The following is a 23,229-nucleotide window of genomic DNA, read 5'->3' as shown; positions in this document are numbered from 1 at the left end:
CCGGACGGGTCCTGCCCGCCCGATTGCTGCTGACAGCACAGCGCTGTTGACAGCACAGCGCTGCTGACGGCACGGTGGGCCGCCGCTCCCCGCGGGCAGCGGCCCACCCTCTTCCCCGAACCTGGAGACCCCGAATGACCGACACCACCCCGACCGTCCTCTTCGTCTGCGTCCACAATGCCGGCCGCTCGCAGATGGCCGCGGGCTACCTGAGCGCGCTCGGCGGGGACCGGGTGCGCGTGCTGTCCGCCGGCTCAGAGCCCGCCGACCGGCTCAACCCGATCGCGGTGCAGGCGATGGCGGAGGAGGGCATCGACATCGCCGCGAACACGCCCGCGATCCTCACCACCGAGGCCGTGAAGGAGTCCGACGTCGTCATCACGATGGGGTGCGGCGACACGTGCCCGATCTTCCCGGGCAAGCGCTACGAGGACTGGGACCTCACCGACCCCGCCGGCCGGCCGATCGAGGAGGTGCGGCCGATCCGCGACGAGATCAAGCGGCGGGTGGAGAACCTGCTCGCCGAGGTGCGGGGGTAACGGAGGAGATCCACCACGGCGTACCCCCGAAACGCAGCAAACGGAGGAGCCGCGACCCGAAATGGGCCGCGGCTCCTCCGTTCGTAGCGCGGACTAGAGCGTCAGCGCGCGCTGGATGAGCAGCGACTGCTCCTGCGCGTGGCGCTTCGCCGAACCCGCGGCCGGGGAGGCCGACGCGGGCCGGGAGATGACGCCGATCGGACGCGGGCCGAGCTTGGAGGTCTCCAGGATGATGTACGGCCACGCGCCCTGGTTCTCCGGCTCGTCCTGCACCCACACCAGCTCGGCGTCGGGGTAGGAGTCGGCCACGGCCTTCAGCTCGGCGGCGGGGAGCGGGTAGAACTGCTCCACGCGCACCAGCGCGATCTCCGGGTTGGGGTTCTTCTCCAGCTCGTTCACGAGGTCGTGGTAAAGCTTGCCCGCCATGAACAGCACGCGCTTGACGGCCGACTTGTCGGTGATCCGCGCATCGTCGATGACCGGCTCGAACTTGCCGTTCGTGAAGTCCGCGACGTCGCTGGACGCGCCGCGCAGGCGCAGCATCGCCTTCGGCGTGAAGACCACGAGCGGCCGGCGCGGCCGGGCGTACGCCTGGCGGCGCAGCAGGTGGAAGTACGACGCCGGGGTCGACGGACGCGCGACGGTCATGTTGTTCTCGGCGCACAGCTGCAGGTAGCGCTCGATGCGGGCGCTGGAGTGGTCCGGCCCCTGACCCTCGTAACCGTGCGGGAGCAGCAGCACGAGCGACGAGCGCTGTCCCCACTTCTGCTCGGCCGAGGAGATGAACTCGTCGATGATGATCTGGGCGCCGTTGGCGAAGTCGCCGAACTGCGCCTCCCACAGCACCAGCGCGTCGGCCCGCTCGACCGAGTAGCCGTACTCGAAGCCCATCGCCGCGTACTCGCTGAGCAGCGAGTCGTAGATCCAGAACTTCGCCTGGTTGTCGCTGAGGTTCGCCAGCGGCAGCCATTCCTGGCCGTTGGTCCGGTCGTGCAGGACCGCGTGGCGCTGCACGAAGGTGCCGCGGCGGGAGTCCTGGCCGACGAGGCGCACCGGGGTGCCCTCCAGCAGCACGCTGCCGAGCGCCAGCAGTTCGCCGAAGCCCCAGTCGATGCCGCCGTTGCGGCTCATGTCGCTGCGCTTGTTGAGCAGCTGCTGGAGCTTGGGGTGCACCGTGAAGCCCGCGGGCGGGTTGTTGAACGCGTCGCCGATGAGCGAGATGACCTGCTCGCTGACGGCCGTGGTGTCCGGCTCGCCGACGTTGTCGTTCTCGTCCTGCTGGGCGATCGGGTGCTCGAGGTCGGCCGTGGCCTCGCCCTGCGTGATGATCGGCACCGAGTTGGTCTGCGCGGCGTGCGTCTCCATGAAGGCGCGCTCGAGGCGGTCCTGGAAGTCGGCGTGCGCCGCCTCGTACTCCTCCTGGGTGATGTCGCCGCGGCCGACCAGGGCCTCGGTGTACAGCCGGCGGACCGAGCGCTTGGCCTCGATGAGGTTGTACATCAGCGGCTGGGTCATCGACGGGTCGTCGCCCTCGTTGTGACCGCGGCGGCGGTAGACGATGAGGTCCACGACCACGTCGCGCTTGAACTCCTGGCGGTACTCGAACGCGAGCTGCGCGACGCGCACCACGGCCTCCGGGTCGTCGCCGTTCACGTGGAAGATCGGCGCCTGGATGGTCTTCGCCACGTCCGTCGAGTAGACCGACGTGCGGCCCTCGGCGGGCGGCGTGGTGAAGCCGACCTGGTTGTTGATGTTGACGTGGATGGTGCCGCCGGTGCGGTACGCCCGCAGCTGCGACATCTGCATCTGCTCGACCACGATGCCCTGGCCGGCCATCGCCGCGTCGCCGTGGACGAGGATCGGCAGGGTGAGGAAGGTGCCGGCGGGTCGGCGGTCCTGCTTGGCGCGGACGATGCCCTCCAGGACGCCGTCGACGGCCTCCAGGTGCGACGGGTTCGCGGCCAGGTAGACCGGGATCTCCGCGTTGTCCGCGCCCTTGAAGGTGCCCTCGGTGCCGAGGTGGTACTTGACGTCGCCGGAGCCCTGGACCGTGCGCGGGTCCTGGGTGCCCTCGAACTCGCGGAAGATCTGACCGTAGGTCTTGCCCGCGATGTTGGTGAGCACGTTCAGCCGGCCGCGGTGGGCCATGCCGATGGCGGCCTCGTCGAGCCCGGCCTCCGCTGCGCCCTGCAGGATGGTGTCGAGCAGCGCGATGGTCGACTCGCCGCCCTCCAGGCTGAACCGCTTCTGCCCGACGTACTTGGTCTGCAGGAAGGTCTCGAACGCCTCCGCCTCGTTGAGCTTGCCCATGATGCGCAGCTGCTCGTCGTGGGTCGGCTTCTCGTACGGGCGCTCCAGCTTGTCCTGGAACCACTTGCGCTGGGCCGGGTCCTGGATGTGCATGTACTCGACGCCGACCGTGCGGCAGTACGAGTCGCGCAGGACGCCGAGGATGTCGCGCAGCTTCATCTTGCGCTTGTCGCCGCCGAACGCGCCGGTCACGAACTCGCGGTCCAGGTCCCAGAAGGTGAGGCCGTGGTTCTCGATCTCGAGGTCCGGGTGGCTGCGCTGGACGTACTCCAGCGGGTCGATGTCCGCCATGAGGTGGCCGCGCACCCGGTAGGAGTTGATGAGCTCCTGCACGCGGGCGGTCTTGTCGACGGCGCTCGCCAGGTCGACCGAGATGTCCGGGTTCCAGTGGATCGGCATGTAGGGGATGCGCAGCTCGGCGAAGATGTCCTCGTAGAAGTTGCGCTTGCCGATCAGCAGCTCGTGCACGATCTTCAGGAACTCGCCGGAGCCCGCGCCCTGGATGACGCGGTGGTCGTAGGTGCTGGTCAGCGTGATCGTCTTGCCGATCGCGAGGCCGGCCAGCGTCTTCTCGCTGGAGCCCTGGAACTCGGCCGGGTACTCGAGCGCGCCGGCGCCGATGATGGCGCCCTGGCCCTTCATCAGGCGCGGGACGGAGTGGACCGTGCCGATGCCGCCCGGGTTGGTGAGCGAGATGGTGGTGCCGGCGAAGTCGTCCGCGGTGAGCTTGTTGTTGCGCGCCTTGGAGACGAGGTCCTCGTAGGCGGCGAGGTACTCGCCGAAGCGCATCGTGTCGGCGCGCTTGATGCTCGGCACGAGCAGGGCACGGGTGCCGTCCGGCTTCGGCAGGTCGATCGCGATGCCGAGGTTGATGTGCGCCGGCGCGACGACCGAGGGCTTGCCGTCGACCTCGTCGTAGTAGACGTTCTGGCTCGGGAAGTCCTTGAGCGCCTGGATGAGCGCCCAGCCGATCAGGTGGGTGAAGGACACCTTGCCGCCGCGGGCGCGCTTGAGGTGGTTGTTGATGACGATGCGGTTGTCGATCATCAGCTTGGCGGGGATGGTCCGCACGCTGGTGGCGGTCGGGACGGTGAGCGACGCGTCCATGTTGGTGGCCAGCGACTTGGCCATGCCGCGCAGCGGGGTGACCTTGTCCTCCTCGGCGGGCTCCACCGTGGCGTTGGGGGAGGTGACCGGCGCGTCGGCGGGGACGGGCTGCGGCTTCGGCGCGATCGAGGTGGTGCGGGCCACCGGCTGGGCGCCGATGATCGGGATGGGGGTCGTGACGGGGCGGGGCTCGGACGGCGCTGCGCCGGCCGGCGGGGCGGGCTGCTCAGGAGCTCCGGGGGCGGGCGCCGGCGGCTGCGCGGGAGGCGTCGGGACCGTGGGCTCCGCCGGGGCCGGGACGGTCGGCTCGCTCGGCGTCGGGACGCCCGGCTCGGCAGGGGACGGCGCCGGCGTCTCGCTCGGAGTCGAGGACTCGCCCTCCTCCACGGTCGGCTTGTAGCTCTCGAGGATGGGCCACCAGGACTTGTCCACCGAGTTCCTGTCCTGGAGGAACTGTTCGTACAGCTCCTCGACGAGCCATTCGTTGGCTCCGAACTCGCCCGACGAACCGTCGTCGGTACCCACTCCGGTCAATTGGCTCGACACAGCCGATCGCCCACTCTCTCCGTTGATCTCGTTACGTCCGGGCGGCCTGGGACCGCCCGTTCCATCCGAGCATCAAGCCTAATCCCATCCGCGACCGGGTGCGGGCGTTCGGCCCGGGAGGATACCGTTATTCTCATGCAGTTCTATGCGACGACTCCGCGGCACGACCTCACGTACTCCGACGTCTTCCTGGTCCCCTCGCGATCCAGCGTGACGAGCAGGCTGGACGTGTCGCTCGCCCCTCAGGACGGCACGGGCGCGACCATCCCCATGGTGTCCGCGAACATGAACTCGGTGACGGGCAAGCGGCTGGCCGCGACCCTCGCTCGCCGCGGCGGCCTGGGCGTCCTCCCGCAGGACATGCACCTGCAGGACCTCGACGAGGCCATCCGCTGGGTCAAGGCCCAGCCCGTCGCGTTCGACACCCCCTACGAGGCCCGGCCGGAGGAGACGGTGGCCGATGTGCTGCGCCGCGTCCCGGCCGTCGAGGGCCACGGCGTCGTGGTGAGCGACGACGCGGGGAAGTACCTGGGCTGTCTCGCCGCGATCCAGCTCGGCTCCGCGCTGCCGGACGCGCGCATCGGCGACCTCCTGCACGGAGCTCTCACCTCGCTGGAGGCCGACGACCTCCCCGACGGCCGCGCGGCCTTCGAGGTCATGGACGCCGCGGGGCTCGCGTTCGCGCCCGTGCTCTCGCACGGCCGCGTCGTCGGCACGCTGAGCCGCACGAGCGCGCTGCGCTCCACGATCTACACGCCGGCGCTCGACGCGCACGGGCGGCTGCGGGTCGCCGCGGCCGTCGGCATCAACGGCGACGTCGCAGCCAAGGCGAAGGCGCTGGCCGCGGCGGGCGTCGACGTGCTGGTGATCGACACCGCGCACGGCGACCAGGACGGCATGCGCCGCGCCATCCGCACCGTCAAGCAGCTCGGGCTCGGCCTGCCGATCGTCGCCGGCAACGTCGTGACGGAGCAGGCCGTGCGCGACCTCGTCGCCGCCGGCGCGGACATCCTCAAGGTCGGCGTCGGCCCGGGCGCCATGTGCACCACGCGCATGATGACCGCGGTCGGGCGTCCGCAATTCTCCGCCGTGCTGGAGACCAGCGCCACCGCGCGCGAGCTCGGGGCGCACGTCTGGGCGGACGGCGGCGTGCGGTACCCGCGCGACGTCGCGCTGGCGCTCGCCGCGGGCGGCTCGTCCGTGATGATCGGCTCGTGGTTCGCCGGCACGATCGAGGCGCCCGGCGCGATCGCGAGCGACGATCGCGGCGCGCTCTACAAGGAGAGCTGGGGGATGGCCTCCACCAAGGCGGTCACCGGCCGGTTCGAGCGGCTCGACGCGTTCGAGCGCGCCCGCAAGACCCTGTTCGCCGAGGGCATCTCGAGCTCGCGTATCTACCTCGACCCGCTGCGGCCATCGGTGGAGGACCTGCTCGACATGATCACGACCGGGCTGCGCAGCTCGTTCACCTACGCCGGGGCGCGCACGCTGGCCGAGTTCCACGACCGCGCGCTCGTCGGCATCCAGTCGGCCGCCGGCTACGAGGAGGGCAAGGCCCTCCCGGTCAGCTGGTGAGCACCCGCCGAGTACGCGGATAATCTGCGTACTCGGCGGTTCTCGCCTGATTTTCGGCGTACTCGGCGGTGGGTCAGGAGCCGTTTCCGGAGCCGGACTGGCCGCCGAAGCCGCCGTTGCCGGACTGGCCGCCGAAGCCGCCGTTGCCGGACTGGCCGCCGAAGCCGCCGTTGCCGGACTGGCCGCCGTTGCCGCCGTTGCCGCCGTTGCCTCCGAACTGGCGCGGGCTGAAGTTCTGGTTGGTGCCGAAGCCGGCCCGCGCGCCGCCGTCGAACGCGTGCGCCGTGAAGTAGCCGGCGAAGAAGACCACGACGAGGATCGCGACCGCCCCGACCGCGAGCGCCGTGTTCTGCGCCCAGGAGGGCCAGCGGTGGAGGACGCTCCCGTTCGACGGCCGCACCGGCTTGGCGGGCGGCACGCCAGGTCCTTGGGGCGCGTACTGCGGCGCGGGCTGGGCGTACTGCGGCTGGGCGTACTGCGGCGCGGGCTGCCCGTAGCCGGAGGGTGGAATCTGCTGCGGGGCCGGCTGCCAGGGCTGGCCGGGGTTCGGGGCTGTGGTGCTCATGGGACGGTTCCTCTCGGTGGGCCTTCTGCCGCGAGGATGACGCCGCACGCTTCGGGCGGCCTTTGGCGAATCGATGCGCGCGCTGGGAATCGCGGCACCGCCCGGGACGCCCGGCATTCCCGCGGGTCGCGCCGCTATACTGACTCGCGAAATGGACGACCCTCCTTCTGCCAGCCCATTCCATCCGATGAGCCCGCCCGAGCGGGGTGGTCGCCGTGCTCTCTGAGTGGGCCATGCTGGGGGTCGGTCTCCTCCTGACGATCGGCACCGGTCTCTTCGTCGCCAGCGAGTTCGCCCTGGTCAACCTCGACCGGGCCGACCTGGAGGCGCGTCGCGAGCGGGGCGAGTCGCGGCTGACGATGACGATCGCCGCCCTCAAGATCACCTCGACGCACCTCTCCAGCGCGCAGCTCGGCATCACGCTGACGACGCTCCTGACCGGTTACACGATGGAGCCCGCGATCAGCTCGCTGCTGCGCGGCCCGCTGGGAGCGCTCGGCCTGCCGCAGCTCGCCGTCGTGCCGATCGCGTCGATCGTCGCGATCACGGTGGCGACCCTGCTGTCGATGATCCTCGGCGAGCTGGTGCCGAAGAACTTCGCGCTCGCGCTGCCGATCGCGACGGCCAAGCTGGTCATCCCGTTCCAGACCGTCTTCACGACGGTGTTCCGGCCCGCGATCTTCGTGCTCAACGGGACGGCCAACGGCTTCCTGCGGCTGCTCGGGATCGAGCCGAAGGAGGAGCTGTCCGCCGCCCGCACTGCCGACGAGCTGTCCTCCCTGGTGCGGCGGTCGGCGAGCGCGGGCGTGCTGGAGGCCGACACCGCGACCCTGCTCAGCCGCACGCTGGCGTTCTCGTCGCGCACCGCCTCCGACGTGATGACCCCGCGTCCCCGCGTGGAGGCCGTCAAGCGCACCGACCCGGCGCAGACCGTGATCGGGCTCGCGCGGACCACCGGCTACTCCCGGTTCCCGGTCGTGGACGAGGACGTGGACGACGTCGTCGGCTTCGTGCACGTCAAGCAGGCCGTCGCCGTGCCGCGCCAGCGCCGCGCGCGCGTGCCCGTGTCCGCCCTGCAGACCGAGGCGCTCCGGGTGCCGGAGACGATGACGCTCGACACCCTGCTCGGCGAGCTCCGCGGCCGCGGCTACCAGATGGCGGTCGTCGTGGACGAGTACGGCGGCACGTCCGGGATCGCCACGCTGGAGGATCTGGTCGAGGAGATCGTCGGCGAGGTCGCCGACGAGCACGACCGCACGCGGGCCGGCGTGGTCCGCGGCCGCGACTCCATCACGTTCCCCGGCATCCTGCGGCCCGACGAGCTGCTGGAGCAGGCCGGCGTGACCGTGCCCGAGGAGGGCCCGTACGAGACGGTCGCCGGCTTCGTCATGAACGAGCTCGGCCGGCTGCCGAAGGTGGGCGACGAGGTCCCGATCGACGGCGGCACGCTGCGCGTCGAACGGCTGGAGGGGAGGCGGGTCGACCGGATCCGCTACACGCCCGACCCGGACGAGCCGGCGACGGGAGGTGCCGCATGAGCGACTGGGCCGGCATCGCCTGGCTGGTGGTGCTCCTCCTCGTGAACGCGTTCTTCGTCGCCGCGGAGTTCGCCGTCATCTCCGCGCGCCGCTCCCAGATCGAGCCACTCGCCGAGCGCGGCAAGCGCAGAGCCAAGACCGCGCTGTACGCGATGGAGCACGCCACGCTCATGCTCGCGACGACGCAGCTCGGCATCACCGTCTGCTCGCTGCTCATCCTGAACGTCTCCGAGCCGGCGATCCACCACCTGCTGGAGGTGCCGCTGCTCGCGACCGGCTGGTCGGAGGACGTGATCGGCACGGTGGCCTTCATCATCGCGCTGGTGCTGGTGTCGTTCCTGCACGTCGTGTTCGGCGAGATGGTGCCGAAGAACATCTCGTTCTCGATGCCGGACCGGGCCGCGCTGCTGCTGGCGCCTCCGCTGGTGGGCATCGGGCGGGTCGTCCGGCCGATCATCGTCGCCCTGAACGCGAGCGCGAACGCGGTGCTCCGCCTGTTCCGGGTGCAGCCGAAGGATGAGGCGGCCAGCACGTTCACGCTCGACGAGGTCGCGACCATCGTGAGCCAGTCGACCAGGGAAGGCGTGCTGACCGACCGGATCGGTGCGCTGACCGCGGCGTTCGAGTTCACCGAGAAGAAGGTGCGCGACGCGATGGTGAAGCCGGAGACGCTGGTCTCGCTGCCGCTGTCGCCGACCCCCGCCGACGTGGAGAAGGCGGTCGCCAAGTACGGCTTCTCGCGCTACGTGGTGCCCGACGCCGGCGGCGAGCCGACCGGCTACCTGCACCTCAAAGACGTGCTCGACCTGGAGGAGACCGGGTTCGACCTCCCGGTCCCGGCCAAGCGGGTGCGGCGGCTGGTGACGGTCTTCGTCGACGCCGACCTGGAGGACGCACTCGCCAGCATGCGCCGCACCGGCAGCCACCTGGCGCGCGCGGTCGACGGCGAGGGCACGACAGCGGGGGTGGTGTTCCTGGAGGACATCATCGAGGAGCTGGTCGGCGAGGTGCAGGACGCGACGCGGCGCCTGTAGTGCCTTCTGTCGGCTCTAGACCGTTCTGTTCAGGGGGCCAAAGCCCCACGCCCGGAGTAGCATCCTGCGCGGAATGAAGAGGAGGATCTCTCATGTTGTCGTCGAGCAAGACGTACTCCGTCCTTCCCGCTTCGGACCTGGCGCGCGCCACGGCGTGGTTCCGCGACAAGCTCGAACTCGAGCCGGAGGACACCAGTGAACAGGGCGTCCGGTACCGCACCGGAGGCGACTCGTGGATCTACGTCTACGAGACCGCCAACGCCGGGACCGCGCAGAACACCGCCATGTGCTGGCTGGTGGAGGACATCGAGGCCGAGATGGAGCACCTGCGCGGCAGGGGAGTGGAGTTCGCGGACTACGACTTCCCCGGCCTCAAGACCGAGAACGGGGTCGCCACCGACAGCCAGGGCAAATCGGCCTGGTTCCAGGACAGCGAGGGCAACTATCTGTGCCTGACGCAGCCCGCCGTGCCGATGTAGCGGAGGCCCAGGCGACGGCTCAGTCGCGCCACGCCGCCCGGAGGTACTGCGGCGGCCAGTAGTCGATGCTGACGCCGAGTTCGTGCGCGGCCCGCAGCGGGAAATGCGGGTCGCGCAGCAGTTCGCGCGCCAGCATCACCGCGTCCGCGCTGCCGCCCTCCACGATGTCCGCCGCCTGCTGCGGCGTCGTGATGAGGCCGACGGCGCTGACGTCCACCTCGGCGGAACTGCGCACGTGCTCCGCGAACGGCACCTGGTAGCCGGGCTGGAGCGGGATGCGCACGCCGGTCTGGATGCCGCCGGAGGAGATGTCGAAGAAGTCCGCGCCGGCCTCCTGCGCCCAGCCCGAGACCGTCGCCGTCTGCTGCTCGTCCCAGCCGCCGGGCGTCCAGTCGCTGCCGGAGAACCGCACGAAGAGCGGCACGTCGTCGCCGACCTCCTCGCGCACGGCCGTCACGATGCGCAGCAGGAGCCGGGCGCGGTTCTCGAGCGAGCCGCCGTACTCGTCGGTGCGGTGGTTGGCGATCGGGGAGAGGAACTCGTGCAGCAGGTAGCCGTGCGCCGCGTGCAGCTCCAGGATGCGGAAGCCCACGTCGACGGAGCGGCGGGCCGCCGCGCGGAAGTCCGCCACGATCCGCTCGATGCCGGCGAGGTCGAGCTCCTCGGGCACGTCGTCGTCTCCGAACGCGATCGGGGACGGCGCGACGGCCCTCCAGCCGCCCTCCTCGGGCGGCACGGTGCCGTGCCGGTCCTCGAAGCCCCAGGCCGGCCAGGTCGACGCCTTGCGGCCGGCGTGCGCGAGCTGGATGGCGGGGACGGCGCCCTGCGACGCGATGAACTCCACGATCGGCCGCCAGGCCTCCGCCTGCTCGTCCGTCCAGATGCCGGTGTCGCGCGGCGAGATGCGGCCCTCGGGGTTGACGGCGGTCGCCTCCGTGAAGACGATGCCGCTGCCTCCCGTCGCGAGCGCGCCGAGGTGGACGAGCTGCCAGGTCTGCGGCACCCCCGAGTGGTCGAGCACGGAGTACTGGCACATGGGGGAGGTCCAGATGCGGTTGCGGACCGTCACGCCGCGCAGGGTCAGCGGATCGAAGAGCGAAGTCATACTCGTTACTAAGCCGCCAGCGACTCGAGATATGCCCGGAGGTCCTCCGCGGACGTGTAGACGTGGCCGGCGATCCCGAGCGCGCGGGCGCCCTCCACGTTCTCGGGCTTGTTGTCGATGAAGATGGTCTGCGCGGGCGTTACGCCCAGCTCGGCCATGACGTGCTCGAAGATCTCGGCGCTCGGCTTCACCGTCCCCAGCTCGCCGCTCACGAACACCTGCTCGAACAGGTCGCCGAGCGTCCCGTGCCGGAAGTAGGAGCCGAAGTCGCGCCCCGCGTTCGACAGCAGCGCGAGCCGTGTGCCGCCCTCCTTCAGGTCGAGCAGCACCTGGAGGGTGTCGTGGTCGATGGTGAGCCAGCTGCGGAAGTCGGCCAGCCACAGCCGGTGGATGGTCGCGTCCTCCCAGCTCTCGCCGAGCTCGCGCTCGATGCCCCGCCAGTACTGCTGGATGGTGAGCGTGCCCTGGTCGAGCGCGTTGCGGTGCCGCCAGTACGCGGGCCAGAACTGCTCGGCGTCGCCGCCGGCGATCCCCACCAGCGCGGTGCGGTCCGCGTCGCTCGGGGTGACGGAGATGACCTCGCCGTAGTCGAAGACGACCACCGAACCGGGGATGGAGATGCTCACCTCTTCAACCTATCGTGGGCAGGGGAGCAGATGACGGTGTTGTCACGCGGTCTTCAACCTATCGTGGGCCAGGAGCAGATGCGGAGGTTCGATGCAGGAGATGACGACCCCGTCCGACCTGACGGTGGGGACGGCCTGGAACGGGGAGCTCGCCCGCGGCTGGATCGCCGTGCCGACCGCGTCCGACGACAAGTACTCCCGCGGCGTCCTCGGCATGGTCACCGGTTCGGCGCGCTATCCCGGCGCCGCGGTGCTCGGCGCCGAGGCGGCAGCGCGGACCGGGGTGGGGATGATCCGCTACCTCGGCGCCGAGCGCGCCGCCCACGAGGTGCTGCGCCGCCGCCCCGAGGTCGTGTCCGCCCCCGGACGCGTGCAGGGCTGGCTGCTCGGCTCCGGGATGGACGCCGACGACCGCGACGCCGACGATCTTCGCCGGCTGCGTGAGGCCCTCGACGACGGCACTCCGCTGGTGGTCGACGCCGGAGCCCTCGACCTGGTGATGCGGGCACGCGGGCCGGTCGTCATCACTCCGCACTACCGCGAGCTGTCGCGGGCCCTCGCCGCGGCGGCCGACGACGGCGCGCCGACGCCGGAGCCCGACGAGATCCGCGCGGATCCCGGCAGGTGGGCCGAACGCGCCGCCTCCACCCTCGGCGCGACCGTGCTCCTGAAGGGCCACACCACCCACGTCGCCACCCCGGACGGCTCGCGCGTCACCGTCACAGCGGGCCCGCCGTGGCTGGCAACGGCCGGCAGCGGCGACGTGCTCGGCGGGGTCCTGGGCGCGCTGGTCGCCACGCACGCCGACGCCATCCGGGAGCGCGGGCACGAGGCGCTCGCGGCGCTCGCCGCGACCGCCGCCTGGGTGCACGGCCGGGCCGGCGAGGCCGCCTCGCAGGGTGGACCGGTGGCGGCGCTCGACGTGGCGGAGGCGGTGCCCGCGGTGCTGCGGAGGCTCCTCGCCCGAAGCTGAGCGACCTCGCACGTGCGTCGGCTCGCGGGGGCGGTGCCTCGGATACGGGTCCCATAAGATGAGGCGCTATGGGGATAGACGCCGCGGGGATGGACGCCGCTCCGGTACCGCTTCCTGCGCCGCGCGGGGGATCGGCCGCGACGACACTGCGGCGGATCGCCGCCAGCCCGCTGAGCCTGTGGATCGGCTTCCTGATCGTCCACCTCGTCATCGGCGGCTTCGGGCTGCTGCAGCACACCGGCTTCGGTGATGTCTTCTGGGTCTACAAGCCGTGGGCGCAGCTGGCGGCGCAGGGCACCGAGATCGTCGGCCTCAACGCCGACTGGGTCTACCCGTTCGGCGCGATCGTGCCGATCATGCTCCCGCTGCTGTTCGGCGAGGACAACTACCTCGGCGGCTGGCTGACGATGGTCATGCTGCTGAACGCGGCCGCCTTCGCCGTCCTCATCGTCGGCCGCGAGCCGCGCAGGCTCGTCGCCGCCTGGTGGTGGCTGGGCTTCCTGCTGCTCCTGGGCCCGATCTCGCTCGGCCGCCTCGACGCCGTCTCCGGCTCCCTCGCGATCATCGGACTGCTCTGGCTGACCTTCCACGAGCGCGTCGCCGTGGTGACGCTGACCATCGCCACGTGGATCAAGGTGTGGCCGGCCGCCATCATCGTCGCCGCCGTGATCGCGATGAAGACGCGGTGGCGGATCGTCGTGATCGGAGCGGTGACCAGCCTCGTCATCGCGGCCGTGCCGCTCATCTTCGGCGGCGGCATGCACGTCTTCAGCTTCATCACGACGCAGACCGACCGCGGCATCCAGATCGAGGCGCCGGTCGCCACCTTCTGGATGTGGCAGGCCGCGTTCCACGTCCCCGACGCCGTCGTCTACTACGACCAGGACCTGCTCACCTTCCAGGTGACGGGCCAGGGGACGGTGGCGGCCGGCTCGCTGATGAACCCGCTGCTCGCGCTCACCGTGCTGGTCGTCGCGCTCATCGGCATCCGCTCGCTGCGGCGGGGGACGCCGTACACGCGCATCCTCCCGGAGTTGTCGCTGGCGCTCGTGACGGCCTTCATCGCCTTCAACAAGGTGGGCTCGCCGCAGTACATCATCTGGCTCGCCGCCCCCGTCGTGATCGGGCTGGTCTATCAGGGCCGCGGGTTCAAGACGCCCGCGATCCTGGTGCTGACCATCGCGGCGCTCACCCAGGTCATCTATCCGTACCTGTACTCCGGCCTCCTCGTGCCGCTCCCGTCGATGGTCGCGGTGCTCACGGCGCGCAACCTGATGTACTTCGTCGTCCTCGGCTGGACCATCGGGGCGCTCTGGCGCAAGCGGCACCGGGATGAGGCGGCGGGCGATCTGCTGCCCGCGCACGCGTGGCCGTTCCGCTCGGCGCCCGACGCGCACCCGGTGCCGGTGGGCGAGGCCCGCTAGTGTTCCGGCCGCGACGCATCGCAGCCTCCTAGACTGGCTCGTGCGCCGGACGTACCATCCCGGTGCGTGACAGAAGGAGGGCTCATGCTGGTCGCATTCTCGGTCGCCCCGAGCGGGGCGGAAGGACCGGAGGGCTCGGTGCACGACGCCGTCGCCGCGGCGGTCCGGATCGTGCGCGAGTCGGGGCTCCCGAATCGCACGAACTCGATGTTCACGGAGATCGAGGGCGAGTGGGACGAGGTCTTCGACGTGATCCGCCGCGCGACGGAGGCCGTCGGCGCGTACGGCCCGCGCGTCTCGCTGGTGCTGAAGGCCGACATCCGCCCCGGCCGCACCGGTGAGCTCGACGGCAAAGTGGAGCGGCTGGAGGCCGCGTTGAAGCGAGGCGAGGCGGCGCCGGAGGGCGAGTAGATGAACCCGTTCCTCACGATCGGCTACCTCGTGCTGCTCTACGGGTGGCCGATCTACCTGCCGGTGCTCGTGCTGGTCGCGGGCAGTCTCCTGGGCGCGGTCATCGTCGCGATCGTGGGCGCGGTGCGATCCGGGTTGCGCGGGCCGGAGCCCGCCGAGGAGGACGTGGACGTCGCCGAGTTCTTCGACGGGCAGCCGCGCTAGCTGTCGTGCCGGGGCTGCCGCGCTAGTCGATCGGCACCGGGTCGGGCCGCTGCGCGTGCACGACACCGGTGTCCACGCCGCGCCGGATGCGCGAGCGGTCGATCCCGAACGACACCAGTGCGAGGACGATGCCCGCCACGGCGAGGATCGCGCCGACCACGATCGGTGACAGGTAGCCGAAGCCGGCTGCGATGGTCAGGCCGCCGAGGAAGGCGCCGGACGCGTTGGCGATGTTGAGCGCCGAGTGGTTCAGCGCGGCCGCGATCGACTGGCTGTCGTGCGCGACGTCCATCAGGCGCGTCTGGATCATCGGCGACAGCGCGGAGGCGGCCAGGGCGATCACGAACACGGAGATCAGCAGGCCGGCGAGCAGCTGAGCGCTGAAGAACAGCGCAGCCAGCCCGGCCAGCATGATCGCGAAGAACAGCAGCATCCCGCGCTCCACGCTGCGGTCGGCCATGCGGCCGCCGAGGATGTTGCCGACCGTCATCCCGACGCCGATCAGGATGAGGACGAGCGGCACCGCCGACGCCGGCAGCCCGGTGATCGTCGTGACCATCGGCGCCACATACGTGTACACCGCGAAGAAGCCGCCGAAGCCGATCGCGCCGATCAGCAGGGCCAGCCAGACCTGCAGCCGGGTGAACGCCTTGAGCTCGTTGCGCAGCGTGGCCCTCGGGTCGCCCGCCTGCCACGGCACGAGCAGGGCGACCGCGACGAAAGTGAGGGCGAAGATCGCGGCGACGACGATGTAGGCGATGCGCCAGCCGTGGGTCTGCCCGATCCAGGTGATGAACGGGACGCCGATGACGTTGGCGATGGTGAGTCCCGAGAGGACGAACGCGACGCCCTGGCCGCGCTTGCCCGGCCCCATCAGGGAGGCGGCCACGAGCGAGGCGATGCCGAAGTAGGCGCCGTGCGGCAGCGCGGAGAGGAACCGGGCGACCAGCACGAGCTGGAACGTCGGGGCGAGCGCCGACGCGATGGTGCCGACGGTGAACGCGACCAGCAGCCAGAGCAGCAGCTTCTTGCGCGGCCAGCGCGCGGCGACGGCCGCGATGGTCGGGGCGCCCACGACGACGCCGAGCGCGTACGCCGAGATGATCCAGCCGGCCTGCGCGTTCGCGGCGGTGGGGGAGGCCGCGTAGAGCTGGGGCAGCAGGTCGTGGGCGATGTTCGGCAGCAGGCCCATCGCGACGAATTCGGTCGAGCCGATGCCGAAGCCGCCGAGGGCGAGCGCCAGGAGCGCAAGACGAGTACGGGCCGGCGACAACGTCGTCGGCCCGTCGATAACCGGGTTCACCGTGTCAGTCTAGTCGAATCGTTTCGACCGTAACGTTTCACTCGCGTTACCGCGACGCGAACAGACGCAGCGCGCGTCAGTCGTTCTGCAGCAGGATGCCGTCCTGGATGGCGCGCTTGCGCAGCGCCACCTTCGTGCCGACGTCGTAGCCGGCCACGCGGTACTTCTCGCGGATGCGCTTGAGGTAGCTCTTGGCGGTCTCGTCCGAGATCCCCAGCTGGAAGGCGACGGCCTTCACCGGCTCGCCCGCGCCGTACAGAGCCATCACCCGGCGCTCCTGGGCGCTGAGCTTCGGCGCGCCGCCCAGCTCGCCCGCGTTGAGGGCGAGGTCGAGCTCGGCGGAGATGAAGGACTCGCCCTTGCTGGCGGCGCGGATGGCCTCCACGATCATCTCGGCGTCCTCGCTCTTCACCAGGTAGCCGAGCGCGCCGGCGGCCAGCGCCTCGCGCACGACGGCGGGCTCGGAGTAGGTGCTCATCAGCACGGTGCGCACACCGGTCGTCTTCAGCGTCGACAGCTTGAGCGAGATCGGGATGTTGTCTTTGAGGTCGAGGTCGAGGAGCACGACGTCCACCGGGAACTCGGGGTGGGTCAGCAGCTCCGGCCAGCTCGCGACGGCCGCGACCATGCGGATGTCGTCGGCGGCGCCCCGGATCCACTCGGTGAGTGCGCCGAGGAGCATCTTGTGATCGTCGACGATGGCGATCCTGATAGGGGGAGTCTCGCTCATGAGCAGCCCTTTCTTCCGGTGTGACCGGTCTTCCTGGTGTGCCGGTTCGGGTCAGACCGGCTCGGCCGTGGTGTCGCTCACGGTGGTGATCTCGATGCGCAGCGCCGAGTCGCTGAACGACTCGGTGTGGCGTCCCACCTTACGGATAGCTTGCCACGCCGCAGGGTCTACCCCGTTTCGCGGCACACCGGTGGTCGTGATCACGATAGCCATTGTGGCACCGGTCGCCACGGCCGACCCCGCGGCGACCTGCGGCCCTGCGGCCCGCTCGATGTCGAGGGTGAGACTGCGGGCCTGGCCGGCCCCCGAACGCACCGGGTCGCTGATGAGCAGCCACACCGCGGTCAGCAGGCCGTCGCGCTGGTCGCGCGTGAGGCCGGCGGCGAGGCCGTCCGGGTCGGTGAGGGTCACCGTCGGGCCGAGCAGGGCGGACTCGGTGACCGCGTGGTAGAGCCAGGTCTCCTTGCGGCCCTGGATGAGGTGCAGGCGCAGCTCGGTGGCGATGGAGGCCGCCTGGTCGGCCGTCGCCTCGTCGAGCGGGAGCGCGGTGCGGCCGGTCGCGACGCCGTCGAGCAGCCGCTCGGCCGCGAGGTCGAGCCTGGCGAGCTCCTCCGAGGCCATCATCCCGACCGCGTAGCCCGGCGACGACACGGTGCTCTGCACCTGCACGAGGTCCAGCTCCAGCTGGACGAGCGTGCGGAGCGAGCGCACGACCTCGACGCCGACCAGGGGAGGGGCGACCGCGATGGCCACGGTCGCGATGCCGGGGCCGAGCATCTGGATGTCGCCGAACGACCGCAGCAGCAGGACGACCGCGAGGGCGACGCCGAGCGCGGCCGTCGCGATCAGGATGTCGCGCGCGGGCCGGACGGGGACGCAGAGCAGCAGCGCTGGCCCGACCGAGGCGGCGGCGGTCAGCGGGAACCATCCGTTCGGGGACGCCGTGCCGAGGATGTCGAGCACGACGACGGCGGCCCACAGCACGAGTGCGGCGGCGAACAGCGCGTCCGGCAGCAGGTCGGGCAGGCGGAAGCGCAGGACCAGCGCGGTCACCAGCGTCACGATCAGGATGCCCCAGGCGGCCAGGCTCAACGGCAGCTCCGGGTAGTACGGCGCGGTGATCAGCATGATCGCGAACAGGAACGCGATGAGCGCGATCGAGGCGATGTTGAAGCCGAGGTCGAGCCGTGCCCGGCCCAGCGCGTCGCGCTCCTGCCGGCCGCGGGGGAGGGCGCCCGCAGCGAGCGCGGCCGTCCCCGTGGCGCCCGCTTTCGACCGCGCCCGCGACGATCCGGGTCCGCGCCCGTTCAGGATCCCGCGCGAGATCGGGATGGTGCGGTCGTTCCGGCTCACTTGGGCACCTCCAGCACCACCGTGGTCCCGCTGCCCGGGGACGAGAACAGCCGGGCGTTGCCCCCGACGTCGCGCAGGCGGGCGACGATCGACTCGGTGAAGCCGAGCCTGCCCTCCTCGATGCTGGCGACGTCGAAGCCCTTGCCCGCGTCGGTGACCATCGCGCGCACCGTGGTCTCGTCGTCGGTGATGGTCACGTGCGCCTCGTTCACGCCGGAGTGCCTGCGCACGTTCTCCAGGCACTCGCCGAGGGCGAGCAGGAACGAGTCGAGGACGTCACTGGGCAGCAGCACCTGGCCGGCGCCGTGCCAGTTGACCTCCAGCCCCATCCGGCGGAAGCGCTGCTTGACCGACTCGAGCGTGTTGCCGAGCGTCGACTCCTCCACGGGCTTGAGCCGGTAGTCGCCGGAGCGCGTCGGGTCGGGGGTGAAGCCGAGCCGCAGCTGGCGGAGCAGCGCGGCGTCCTCGGCGGCCTGCTCGCGCAGCGCGCCGACGCCGACGCCGACGCCGGAGTGCGCCAGCAGGGTGAGGGTGGCGAGCACGGTGTCGTGCAGGAGCCGGGCGCCCTGGCGGCGGCGGGCCTCCGTCTCGCTCGCCTGGCGCTCGACCCGGTAGGCGCGGCTCATCGTGGAGATGCGCTTGAGGGTGCGCGGCACCGTGCGCGAGAGCCAGATGCCGGTCGCGGTGAGCGCGACCCAGCCGGCGGCGATGAAGATCAGCACCTCGGCGAGCCGGGACCCGGTGGCGGCCAGCGTGCTCACCGTCGCGGCGATCGTGAGGGCGCCTGCCGTGATCGCCAGCAGCGTGCGGGCGCGGGAGGTCGGCGCGATGACCGAGACGCTGGCGATGCCGACGGCGCCGATGACGCCGATCGTGGTCACCGCCGACGGCCCGAGCTGCGCCATCGGCAGCAGGTGCAGCAGGATCAGCCCGACCCCCGCGACGACGATCACGCACATCCAGACCGTCAGGCGGCTGAGGGTGGCGAGCTGGAACTGGGCGACGCCCATGCAGGTCAGCAGCACCAGCGAGGCGAAGTAGAGCGGCAGCGGGATGGTCCCCGGCACGCTGAGGGTGAACAGCGTCGTCGCCGTGGCGGTGAGGCCGACGGTGCGGGCGGTGGTGGCGAGTAGCCGATCACGCTCCTTCTGGATGCGCGACATGCCCCTCCGTTCCCCTCTATGCCGCCAGCAGCCTCCTCAGCTGCTCGCTGACCGCGTCGTCCTCGATCAGGAATCCGTCGTGACCGAAGTCGGAGCGGATCACCACCGGAACTCTACCGTCGATCGTGTCCGGGAGGTGGGAGGCGATGAGCTGCTGGCCCTCCAACGGGAACAGCCGGTCGCTGTCGATGCCGACCACCAGGGTGCGCGCCGTCACGCGGGAGAGCGCGGCCACGAGGCCGCCGCGTCCGCGGCCGACATCGTGGGAGTTCATCGCCTCGACCAGCGTCAGGTAGCTGTTCGCGTCGAAACGGCGGGTGAACTTGTTGCCGTGGAAGTCGAGGTACGACTCCACCGCGAACCGGCCGCCGCCGCCGAGCGGGCTGATCCCGCTCTGCCACGCGCGCTCGAAGCGCTCGTTGAGCTCGGACGGGCTGCGGTAGTTGAGCAGCGCCATCCTCCTGGCCAGCGCCAGCCCGCGGTGCGGGCCCTCGCCGTCCTTCTCGTCGTAGTAGTAGCCGCCGTGGAAGAGCGGGTCGGTGCGCACGGCCTCGATCTGCACGGAGTTGAGCGCGATCTGGTCGGCGGTGGAGAACGGCGGAGCCGCGAGCACGGCGAGCCGTTCCACCCGCTCCGGGAAGGTCACGGCCCACTCCAGCGCCTGCATGCCGCCCATCGAGCCGCCGATGACGGCGGCCCAGCGGTCCACGCCGATCGCGTCGGAGAACGCGGCCTGCGCGTTGACCTGGTCGCGGATGGTCGTGAATGGGAAGCGCGGGCCCCACTCGGCGCCGTCCGGTGCGATCGAGGCGGGGCCGGTGGTGCCCTGGCAGCCGCCCAGCATGTTCGGGACGACGACGAACCAGCGGTCGGTGTCGATCGCCTTCCCCGGGCCGATGATCCCCTGCCACCAGCCGGCCGTGGGATGTCCGGGACCGGAGGCGCCGACGGCGTGGCTGTCGCCGGTCAGCGCGTGCAGCACGAGCACGGCGTTGTCGCGCGCCTCGGACAGCTCGCCCCACGTCTCGTAGGCGACCCGGACGAACGGAAGACTCTCGCCGCTCTCGAACGCGAAGGCGCCGATGCCGGCGAAGGACCGCGACCCCGGCGGGTCGGACTCCTTCCACGCCCCGCTCGCCGCGGGCTTGCCGAGCAGCGACCGCGCCTGAGCCTCCGTGATGAAGCTCGAGGGTGCCGTGTCCGCCGAGGTCTGCCACTCCATGGGCCCATTCTCCCCGAGCGCGGGACCGGGCGGCTCAGTGTTACGCCCGGGGCTAGTCCTCGTCGTCCGCCTCGCGGTCGGCCCGGTCCGCCGGCCGGTGCTCCCGCGCCCGCCGCTCCCTGGCCTGCTGGGTCTGCTCGCTGAGGTAGTTGACGATGGTCGCGCTCGCGGTGCCGACGATCGCGATGCCGCCGATCATCAGCACGATGGCGAGCAAGCGGCCGGTGACCGTGACCGGGTAGTAGTCGCCGTAGCCCACGGTCGCCATCGTCACGCACGCCCACCACAGCGAGTCGCCGAACGAGTGGATATTCGAGCCGGGCGCGTAGCGCTCGACCTGGTACACGGCGAGCGAGATGACGTAGATGAACATCACCACGAACGTGCCGGCGACGATCAGGATGCGCCGGCGCAGGTGGCTCCCGCTGCCGCCGCGGAGGCTCGGGAGCCGGAACAGGTCGGCGATCAGCCGGAACGGGCGCGCGACCGGGATCAGCACCGACAGCAGATCCACGACGTTGTGCTTCACGAAGCTCCGCTTGTCCTCCGCGAGCCGGAAGCGCACCACGTAGTCGACCAGGAAGGCGACCCAGATCAGCGCGAGCAGTGTGATGAGAACGCTGTAGAGCAGCCTCCCCATGTTCGGCTCGAGGACGGTCCACGAGTAGGCGACCAGGAAGACGACGCTCGAGACGACGCCCGGCCACACCGTGGCCGCCTCCCAGCGCTTGCGCTTCGCGTCGTCCGCCACCGTCGCCGTCCCGTCAGCCCTTGACCGTCAACTCGCCCTTGGCGAACCGGTAGGAGGCCGCCTGCGCGACCGGCTTCACCACGATCAGGTCGAGGTCGACGTGCCGCGGCAGCTCGAGCGCGTGCACGATGGTCTCCGCGACGTCCTCGGCGGTCAGCGGCTCCGGGACGTCCTCGTAGACGGCGTCGCGCTTGTCCTTGTCGCCGCCGAAGCGGACCAGCGAGAACTCCTCGGTGGCGACCATGCCCGGCGCGACCTCGACCACGCGGATCGGCTCGCCGTTCAGCTCCAGGCGCAGCACCTCGGTGAGGGCGTGCTCGGCGAACTTCGCCGCGTTGTACCCGCCGCCGCCCACGTAGGCGTTGAGGCCGGCGATGGAGGTGAGGTTGACGATGTCGGCGTGCCCGGTCGCCCGCGCGCCGTCGCGCAGCAGCGGGAGCAGCGCGCTGATCACGCGCTTGGTCCCGATGACGTTGATCTCGTACATCCAGACCCAGTCGTCCACGCTGGAGGCCTCCACCGAGTCGAGCCCCTTGGCGCCGCCCGCGTTGTTGACCAGGGCGTGGATCGGGCCGGTCGCGGCGAGGTGGTCGCGCAGCGCGTCCACGTCCTCCTGGCGGGTCAGGTCGGCGGCGAAGACCTCGGCGCCGGTCTCGGCCGCGAGCTCGTCCAGGCGCTCCTGTCGGCGGGCGACACCGACGACCTCCCAGCCCCGCTCGCGGAACAGGCGGACCGTCGCCGCACCGATCCCCGAACTCGCTCCCGTCACGACCACACGTCTGCTGCTCATGCTGCCTATTCTCACGGGTTACGGCATGTTTCGGGCACGTTGCCCGCGCGCGGCCGCGAGTCTAGCGTGTGAGCGACCACCTTTCGGTGACACCACCCGAAGGCCATCACCCGAACAAGGAGCTCAAGCCATGACCGACGCCGCCGACTGGCAGTTCGAGACCAAGCAGATCCACAGCGGCGCCGCGCCGGACCCCGTCACCAACGCGCGCGCCACGCCGATCTACCAGACGACCTCCTACGTCTTCAACAACGCGCAGCACGCGAAGAACCTGTTCGCGCTCGCCGAGTTCGGAAACATCTACACCCGCATCCAGAACCCGACCCAGGCGGTCGTCGAGGAGCGCGTCGCCGCGCTCGAAGGGGGCACCGGCGCCCTCCTCGTCGCGTCCGGCCAGGCGGCGGAGACCTTCGCGGTGCTGAACATCGCCCAGGCCGGCGACCACATCGTGTCCTCCAGCTCGATCTACGGCGGCACCTACAACCTGTTCAAGTACACGCTGGCGAAGCTCGGCATCGAGACGACGTTCGTGGAGAACCAGGACGACGCCGAGGAGTGGCGCCGCGCCGTCCGCCCGAACACCAAGCTGTTCTTCGCGGAGACCATCGGCAACCCGAAGATCAACATCCTCGACATCGCCCTCGTCGCCGACGTCGCGCACGAGGCCGGCGTTCCGCTGATCGTGGACAACACGATCGCGACCCCGTACCTGATCCGCCCGTTCGAGCACGGCGCCGACATCATCGTGCACTCGGCCACCAAGTTCCTCGGCGGCCACGGCACGGTCATCGGCGGCGTCGTCGTCGACGGCGGGAAGTTCGAGTGGTCGAAGAACGCCGACAAGTTCCCCGGCCTCACCCAGCCGGACCCGTCGTACCACGGCGCCGTCTACACGGCCGCGGTCGGCGACGGCCTCGCCTACATCATCAAGGCCCGCGTGCAGCTGCTCCGCGACCTCGGCTCGGCGATCGCGCCGGCCAGCGCCTGGCAGCTCATCCAGGGCATCGAGACCCTCTCGCTGCGCGTCGAGCGGCACACCCAGAACGCGCAGGAGATCGCGGAGTTCCTGGAGGCCCACCCCGACGTGGCCTCCGTGAACTACTCCGGCCTGCCGACCAGCCCGTGGTACGCCGCCGCGAACAAGTACGCCCCGAAGGGCGTCGGCGCGGTGCTGTCGTTCGAGCTCAAGGGCGGCGTGGACGCGGGCGCGGCCCTCGTCGACAGCCTGAAGCTGTTCAGCCACCTCGCCAACATCGGCGACGTGCGCAGCCTGGTCATCCACCCGGCGTCGACCACGCACTCCCAGCTGACCCCGGAGCAGCAGCTCACCGCGGGCGTCACGCCGGGCCTGGTGCGCCTCTCGGTCGGCCTGGAGAACATCGACGACCTCAAGGCCGACCTCTCCGCCGGCCTGGCCGCCGCCCGAGCCGTAGCCGACGCCGCCCGCGTCTAACCCTCCATCGAAACGTGAGTCGTTGCGG

General features: G+C 70.9%; 21 protein-coding genes. 10 read left to right on the top strand and 11 right to left on the bottom strand.

The window, feature by feature from the left end; genetic code table 11:
• Positions 1-134: 134 nt before the first annotated feature.
• Positions 135-539 (top strand): arsenate reductase ArsC, encoded by a 405-nt coding sequence (locus HNR13_RS16430; protein WP_179607514.1) that lies wholly within the window; start codon positions 135-137, stop codon positions 537-539.
• A 93-nt stretch (positions 540-632) separates the two neighbouring features.
• Here the strand turns inward: HNR13_RS16430 and HNR13_RS16425 are convergent, their stop codons facing one another.
• The gene (locus tag HNR13_RS16425; RefSeq protein ID WP_179607512.1) at positions 633-4,502 is read right to left on the bottom strand and encodes a multifunctional oxoglutarate decarboxylase/oxoglutarate dehydrogenase thiamine pyrophosphate-binding subunit/dihydrolipoyllysine-residue succinyltransferase subunit; all 3,870 of its coding nucleotides are present in this window, start codon (positions 4,500-4,502) and stop codon (positions 633-635) included.
• A 135-nt stretch (positions 4,503-4,637) separates the two neighbouring features.
• On the opposite strand from HNR13_RS16425, the gene guaB1 reads away from it, so the two are divergent.
• Positions 4,638-6,077: a GMP reductase gene (guaB1, locus tag HNR13_RS16420; RefSeq protein WP_179607510.1), complete on the top strand. Its 1,440-nt coding sequence runs from the start codon at positions 4,638-4,640 to the stop codon at positions 6,075-6,077.
• A gap of 73 nt (positions 6,078-6,150) precedes the next feature.
• On the opposite strand, the gene HNR13_RS16415 is transcribed toward guaB1, so the two are convergent.
• The gene (locus HNR13_RS16415; protein WP_179607508.1) at positions 6,151-6,642 is read right to left on the bottom strand and encodes a hypothetical protein; all 492 of its coding nucleotides are present in this window, start codon (positions 6,640-6,642) and stop codon (positions 6,151-6,153) included.
• 233 nt (positions 6,643-6,875) lie between these two features.
• Here HNR13_RS16415 and HNR13_RS16410 point away from each other — a divergent pair, with 233 nt between their 5' ends.
• The 3 genes from HNR13_RS16410 to HNR13_RS16400 all read left to right on the top strand — a co-directional run bounded on the left by HNR13_RS16410 (position 6,876) and on the right by HNR13_RS16400 (position 9,693).
• The gene (locus tag HNR13_RS16410) at positions 6,876-8,180 is read left to right on the top strand and encodes a hemolysin family protein (protein ID WP_179609573.1); all 1,305 of its coding nucleotides are present in this window, start codon (positions 6,876-6,878) and stop codon (positions 8,178-8,180) included.
• Entirely contained in the window at positions 8,177-9,214 is a 1,038-nt protein-coding gene (locus HNR13_RS16405; RefSeq protein WP_179607506.1) for a hemolysin family protein, read from the top strand. Before HNR13_RS16410 ends, HNR13_RS16405 begins: the two co-directional genes overlap by 4 nt.
• Positions 9,215-9,306: 92 nt before the next feature.
• Positions 9,307-9,693, top strand: coding sequence for a VOC family protein (locus HNR13_RS16400; RefSeq protein WP_179607504.1), 387 nt, complete (start codon positions 9,307-9,309; stop codon positions 9,691-9,693).
• Positions 9,694-9,712: 19 nt separating this feature from the next.
• Here HNR13_RS16400 and HNR13_RS16395 read toward each other — a convergent pair whose 3' ends face one another.
• Positions 9,713-10,798 carry an NADH:flavin oxidoreductase/NADH oxidase gene (locus HNR13_RS16395; protein ID WP_179607503.1) on the bottom strand — a complete coding sequence of 362 codons (1,086 nt, stop codon included), beginning with the start codon at positions 10,796-10,798 and terminating at the stop codon, positions 9,713-9,715.
• 8 nt (positions 10,799-10,806) lie between these two features.
• Positions 10,807-11,424 carry an HAD-IA family hydrolase gene (locus HNR13_RS21670; RefSeq protein ID WP_179607501.1) on the bottom strand — a complete coding sequence of 206 codons (618 nt, stop codon included), beginning with the start codon at positions 11,422-11,424 and terminating at the stop codon, positions 10,807-10,809.
• A gap of 100 nt (positions 11,425-11,524) precedes the next feature.
• On the opposite strand from HNR13_RS21670, the gene HNR13_RS16385 reads away from it, so the two are divergent.
• From HNR13_RS16385 to HNR13_RS16370, 4 genes are all read left to right on the top strand, one after another.
• Positions 11,525-12,397, top strand: a complete 873-nt coding sequence (locus HNR13_RS16385) for an ADP-dependent NAD(P)H-hydrate dehydratase (RefSeq protein ID WP_179607499.1) — start codon at positions 11,525-11,527, stop codon at positions 12,395-12,397.
• A 68-nt stretch (positions 12,398-12,465) separates the two neighbouring features.
• Positions 12,466-13,821 carry a glycosyltransferase 87 family protein gene (locus HNR13_RS16380; protein ID WP_179607497.1) on the top strand — a complete coding sequence of 452 codons (1,356 nt, stop codon included), beginning with the start codon at positions 12,466-12,468 and terminating at the stop codon, positions 13,819-13,821.
• A gap of 84 nt (positions 13,822-13,905) precedes the next feature.
• Positions 13,906-14,232 (top strand): thiamine-binding protein, encoded by a 327-nt coding sequence (locus HNR13_RS16375; protein ID WP_179607495.1) that lies wholly within the window; start codon positions 13,906-13,908, stop codon positions 14,230-14,232.
• The gene (locus HNR13_RS16370; RefSeq protein ID WP_179607493.1) at positions 14,233-14,436 is read left to right on the top strand and encodes a hypothetical protein; all 204 of its coding nucleotides are present in this window, start codon (positions 14,233-14,235) and stop codon (positions 14,434-14,436) included.
• 22 nt (positions 14,437-14,458) lie between these two features.
• Here HNR13_RS16370 and HNR13_RS16365 read toward each other — a convergent pair whose 3' ends face one another.
• The 7 genes from HNR13_RS16365 to HNR13_RS16335 form a co-directional block, all read right to left on the bottom strand.
• Positions 14,459-15,739 (bottom strand): MFS transporter, encoded by a 1,281-nt coding sequence (locus tag HNR13_RS16365; protein WP_179607491.1) that lies wholly within the window; start codon positions 15,737-15,739, stop codon positions 14,459-14,461.
• A gap of 76 nt (positions 15,740-15,815) precedes the next feature.
• Positions 15,816-16,469: a response regulator gene (locus tag HNR13_RS16360; RefSeq protein ID WP_179607489.1), complete on the bottom strand. Its 654-nt coding sequence runs from the start codon at positions 16,467-16,469 to the stop codon at positions 15,816-15,818.
• A 51-nt stretch (positions 16,470-16,520) separates the two neighbouring features.
• Positions 16,521-17,822, bottom strand: a complete 1,302-nt coding sequence (locus HNR13_RS16355) for a hypothetical protein (protein ID WP_343063587.1) — start codon at positions 17,820-17,822, stop codon at positions 16,521-16,523.
• A complete protein-coding gene (locus tag HNR13_RS16350; RefSeq protein ID WP_179607487.1) occupies positions 17,819-18,985 on the bottom strand; it encodes a sensor histidine kinase in 1,167 nt (388 codons plus the stop codon). Before HNR13_RS16350 ends, HNR13_RS16355 begins: the two co-directional genes overlap by 4 nt.
• Before the next feature lie 16 nt (positions 18,986-19,001).
• A complete protein-coding gene (metX, locus tag HNR13_RS16345) occupies positions 19,002-20,207 on the bottom strand; it encodes a homoserine O-acetyltransferase MetX (protein ID WP_179607485.1) in 1,206 nt (401 codons plus the stop codon).
• 52 nt (positions 20,208-20,259) lie between these two features.
• Positions 20,260-20,958: an ion channel gene (locus HNR13_RS21915; RefSeq protein ID WP_179607483.1), complete on the bottom strand. Its 699-nt coding sequence runs from the start codon at positions 20,956-20,958 to the stop codon at positions 20,260-20,262.
• Between the two features lie 13 nt (positions 20,959-20,971).
• Positions 20,972-21,748, bottom strand: a complete 777-nt coding sequence (locus HNR13_RS16335; RefSeq protein WP_179607481.1) for an SDR family oxidoreductase — start codon at positions 21,746-21,748, stop codon at positions 20,972-20,974.
• A gap of 130 nt (positions 21,749-21,878) precedes the next feature.
• On the opposite strand from HNR13_RS16335, the gene HNR13_RS16330 reads away from it, so the two are divergent.
• Positions 21,879-23,201 (top strand): bifunctional o-acetylhomoserine/o-acetylserine sulfhydrylase, encoded by a 1,323-nt coding sequence (locus HNR13_RS16330; RefSeq protein WP_179607479.1) that lies wholly within the window; start codon positions 21,879-21,881, stop codon positions 23,199-23,201.
• The last annotated feature ends 28 nt before the right edge of the window (positions 23,202-23,229 follow it).

Origin of the sequence: Leifsonia shinshuensis (genome assembly GCF_013410375.1) — a bacterium.
Taxonomy (GTDB): Bacteria; Actinomycetota; Actinomycetes; order Actinomycetales; family Microbacteriaceae; genus Leifsonia; species Leifsonia shinshuensis.
The sequence above is the reverse complement of the archived record's forward strand: the minus strand, read 5'-3'. Positions and strand labels throughout refer to the sequence as shown.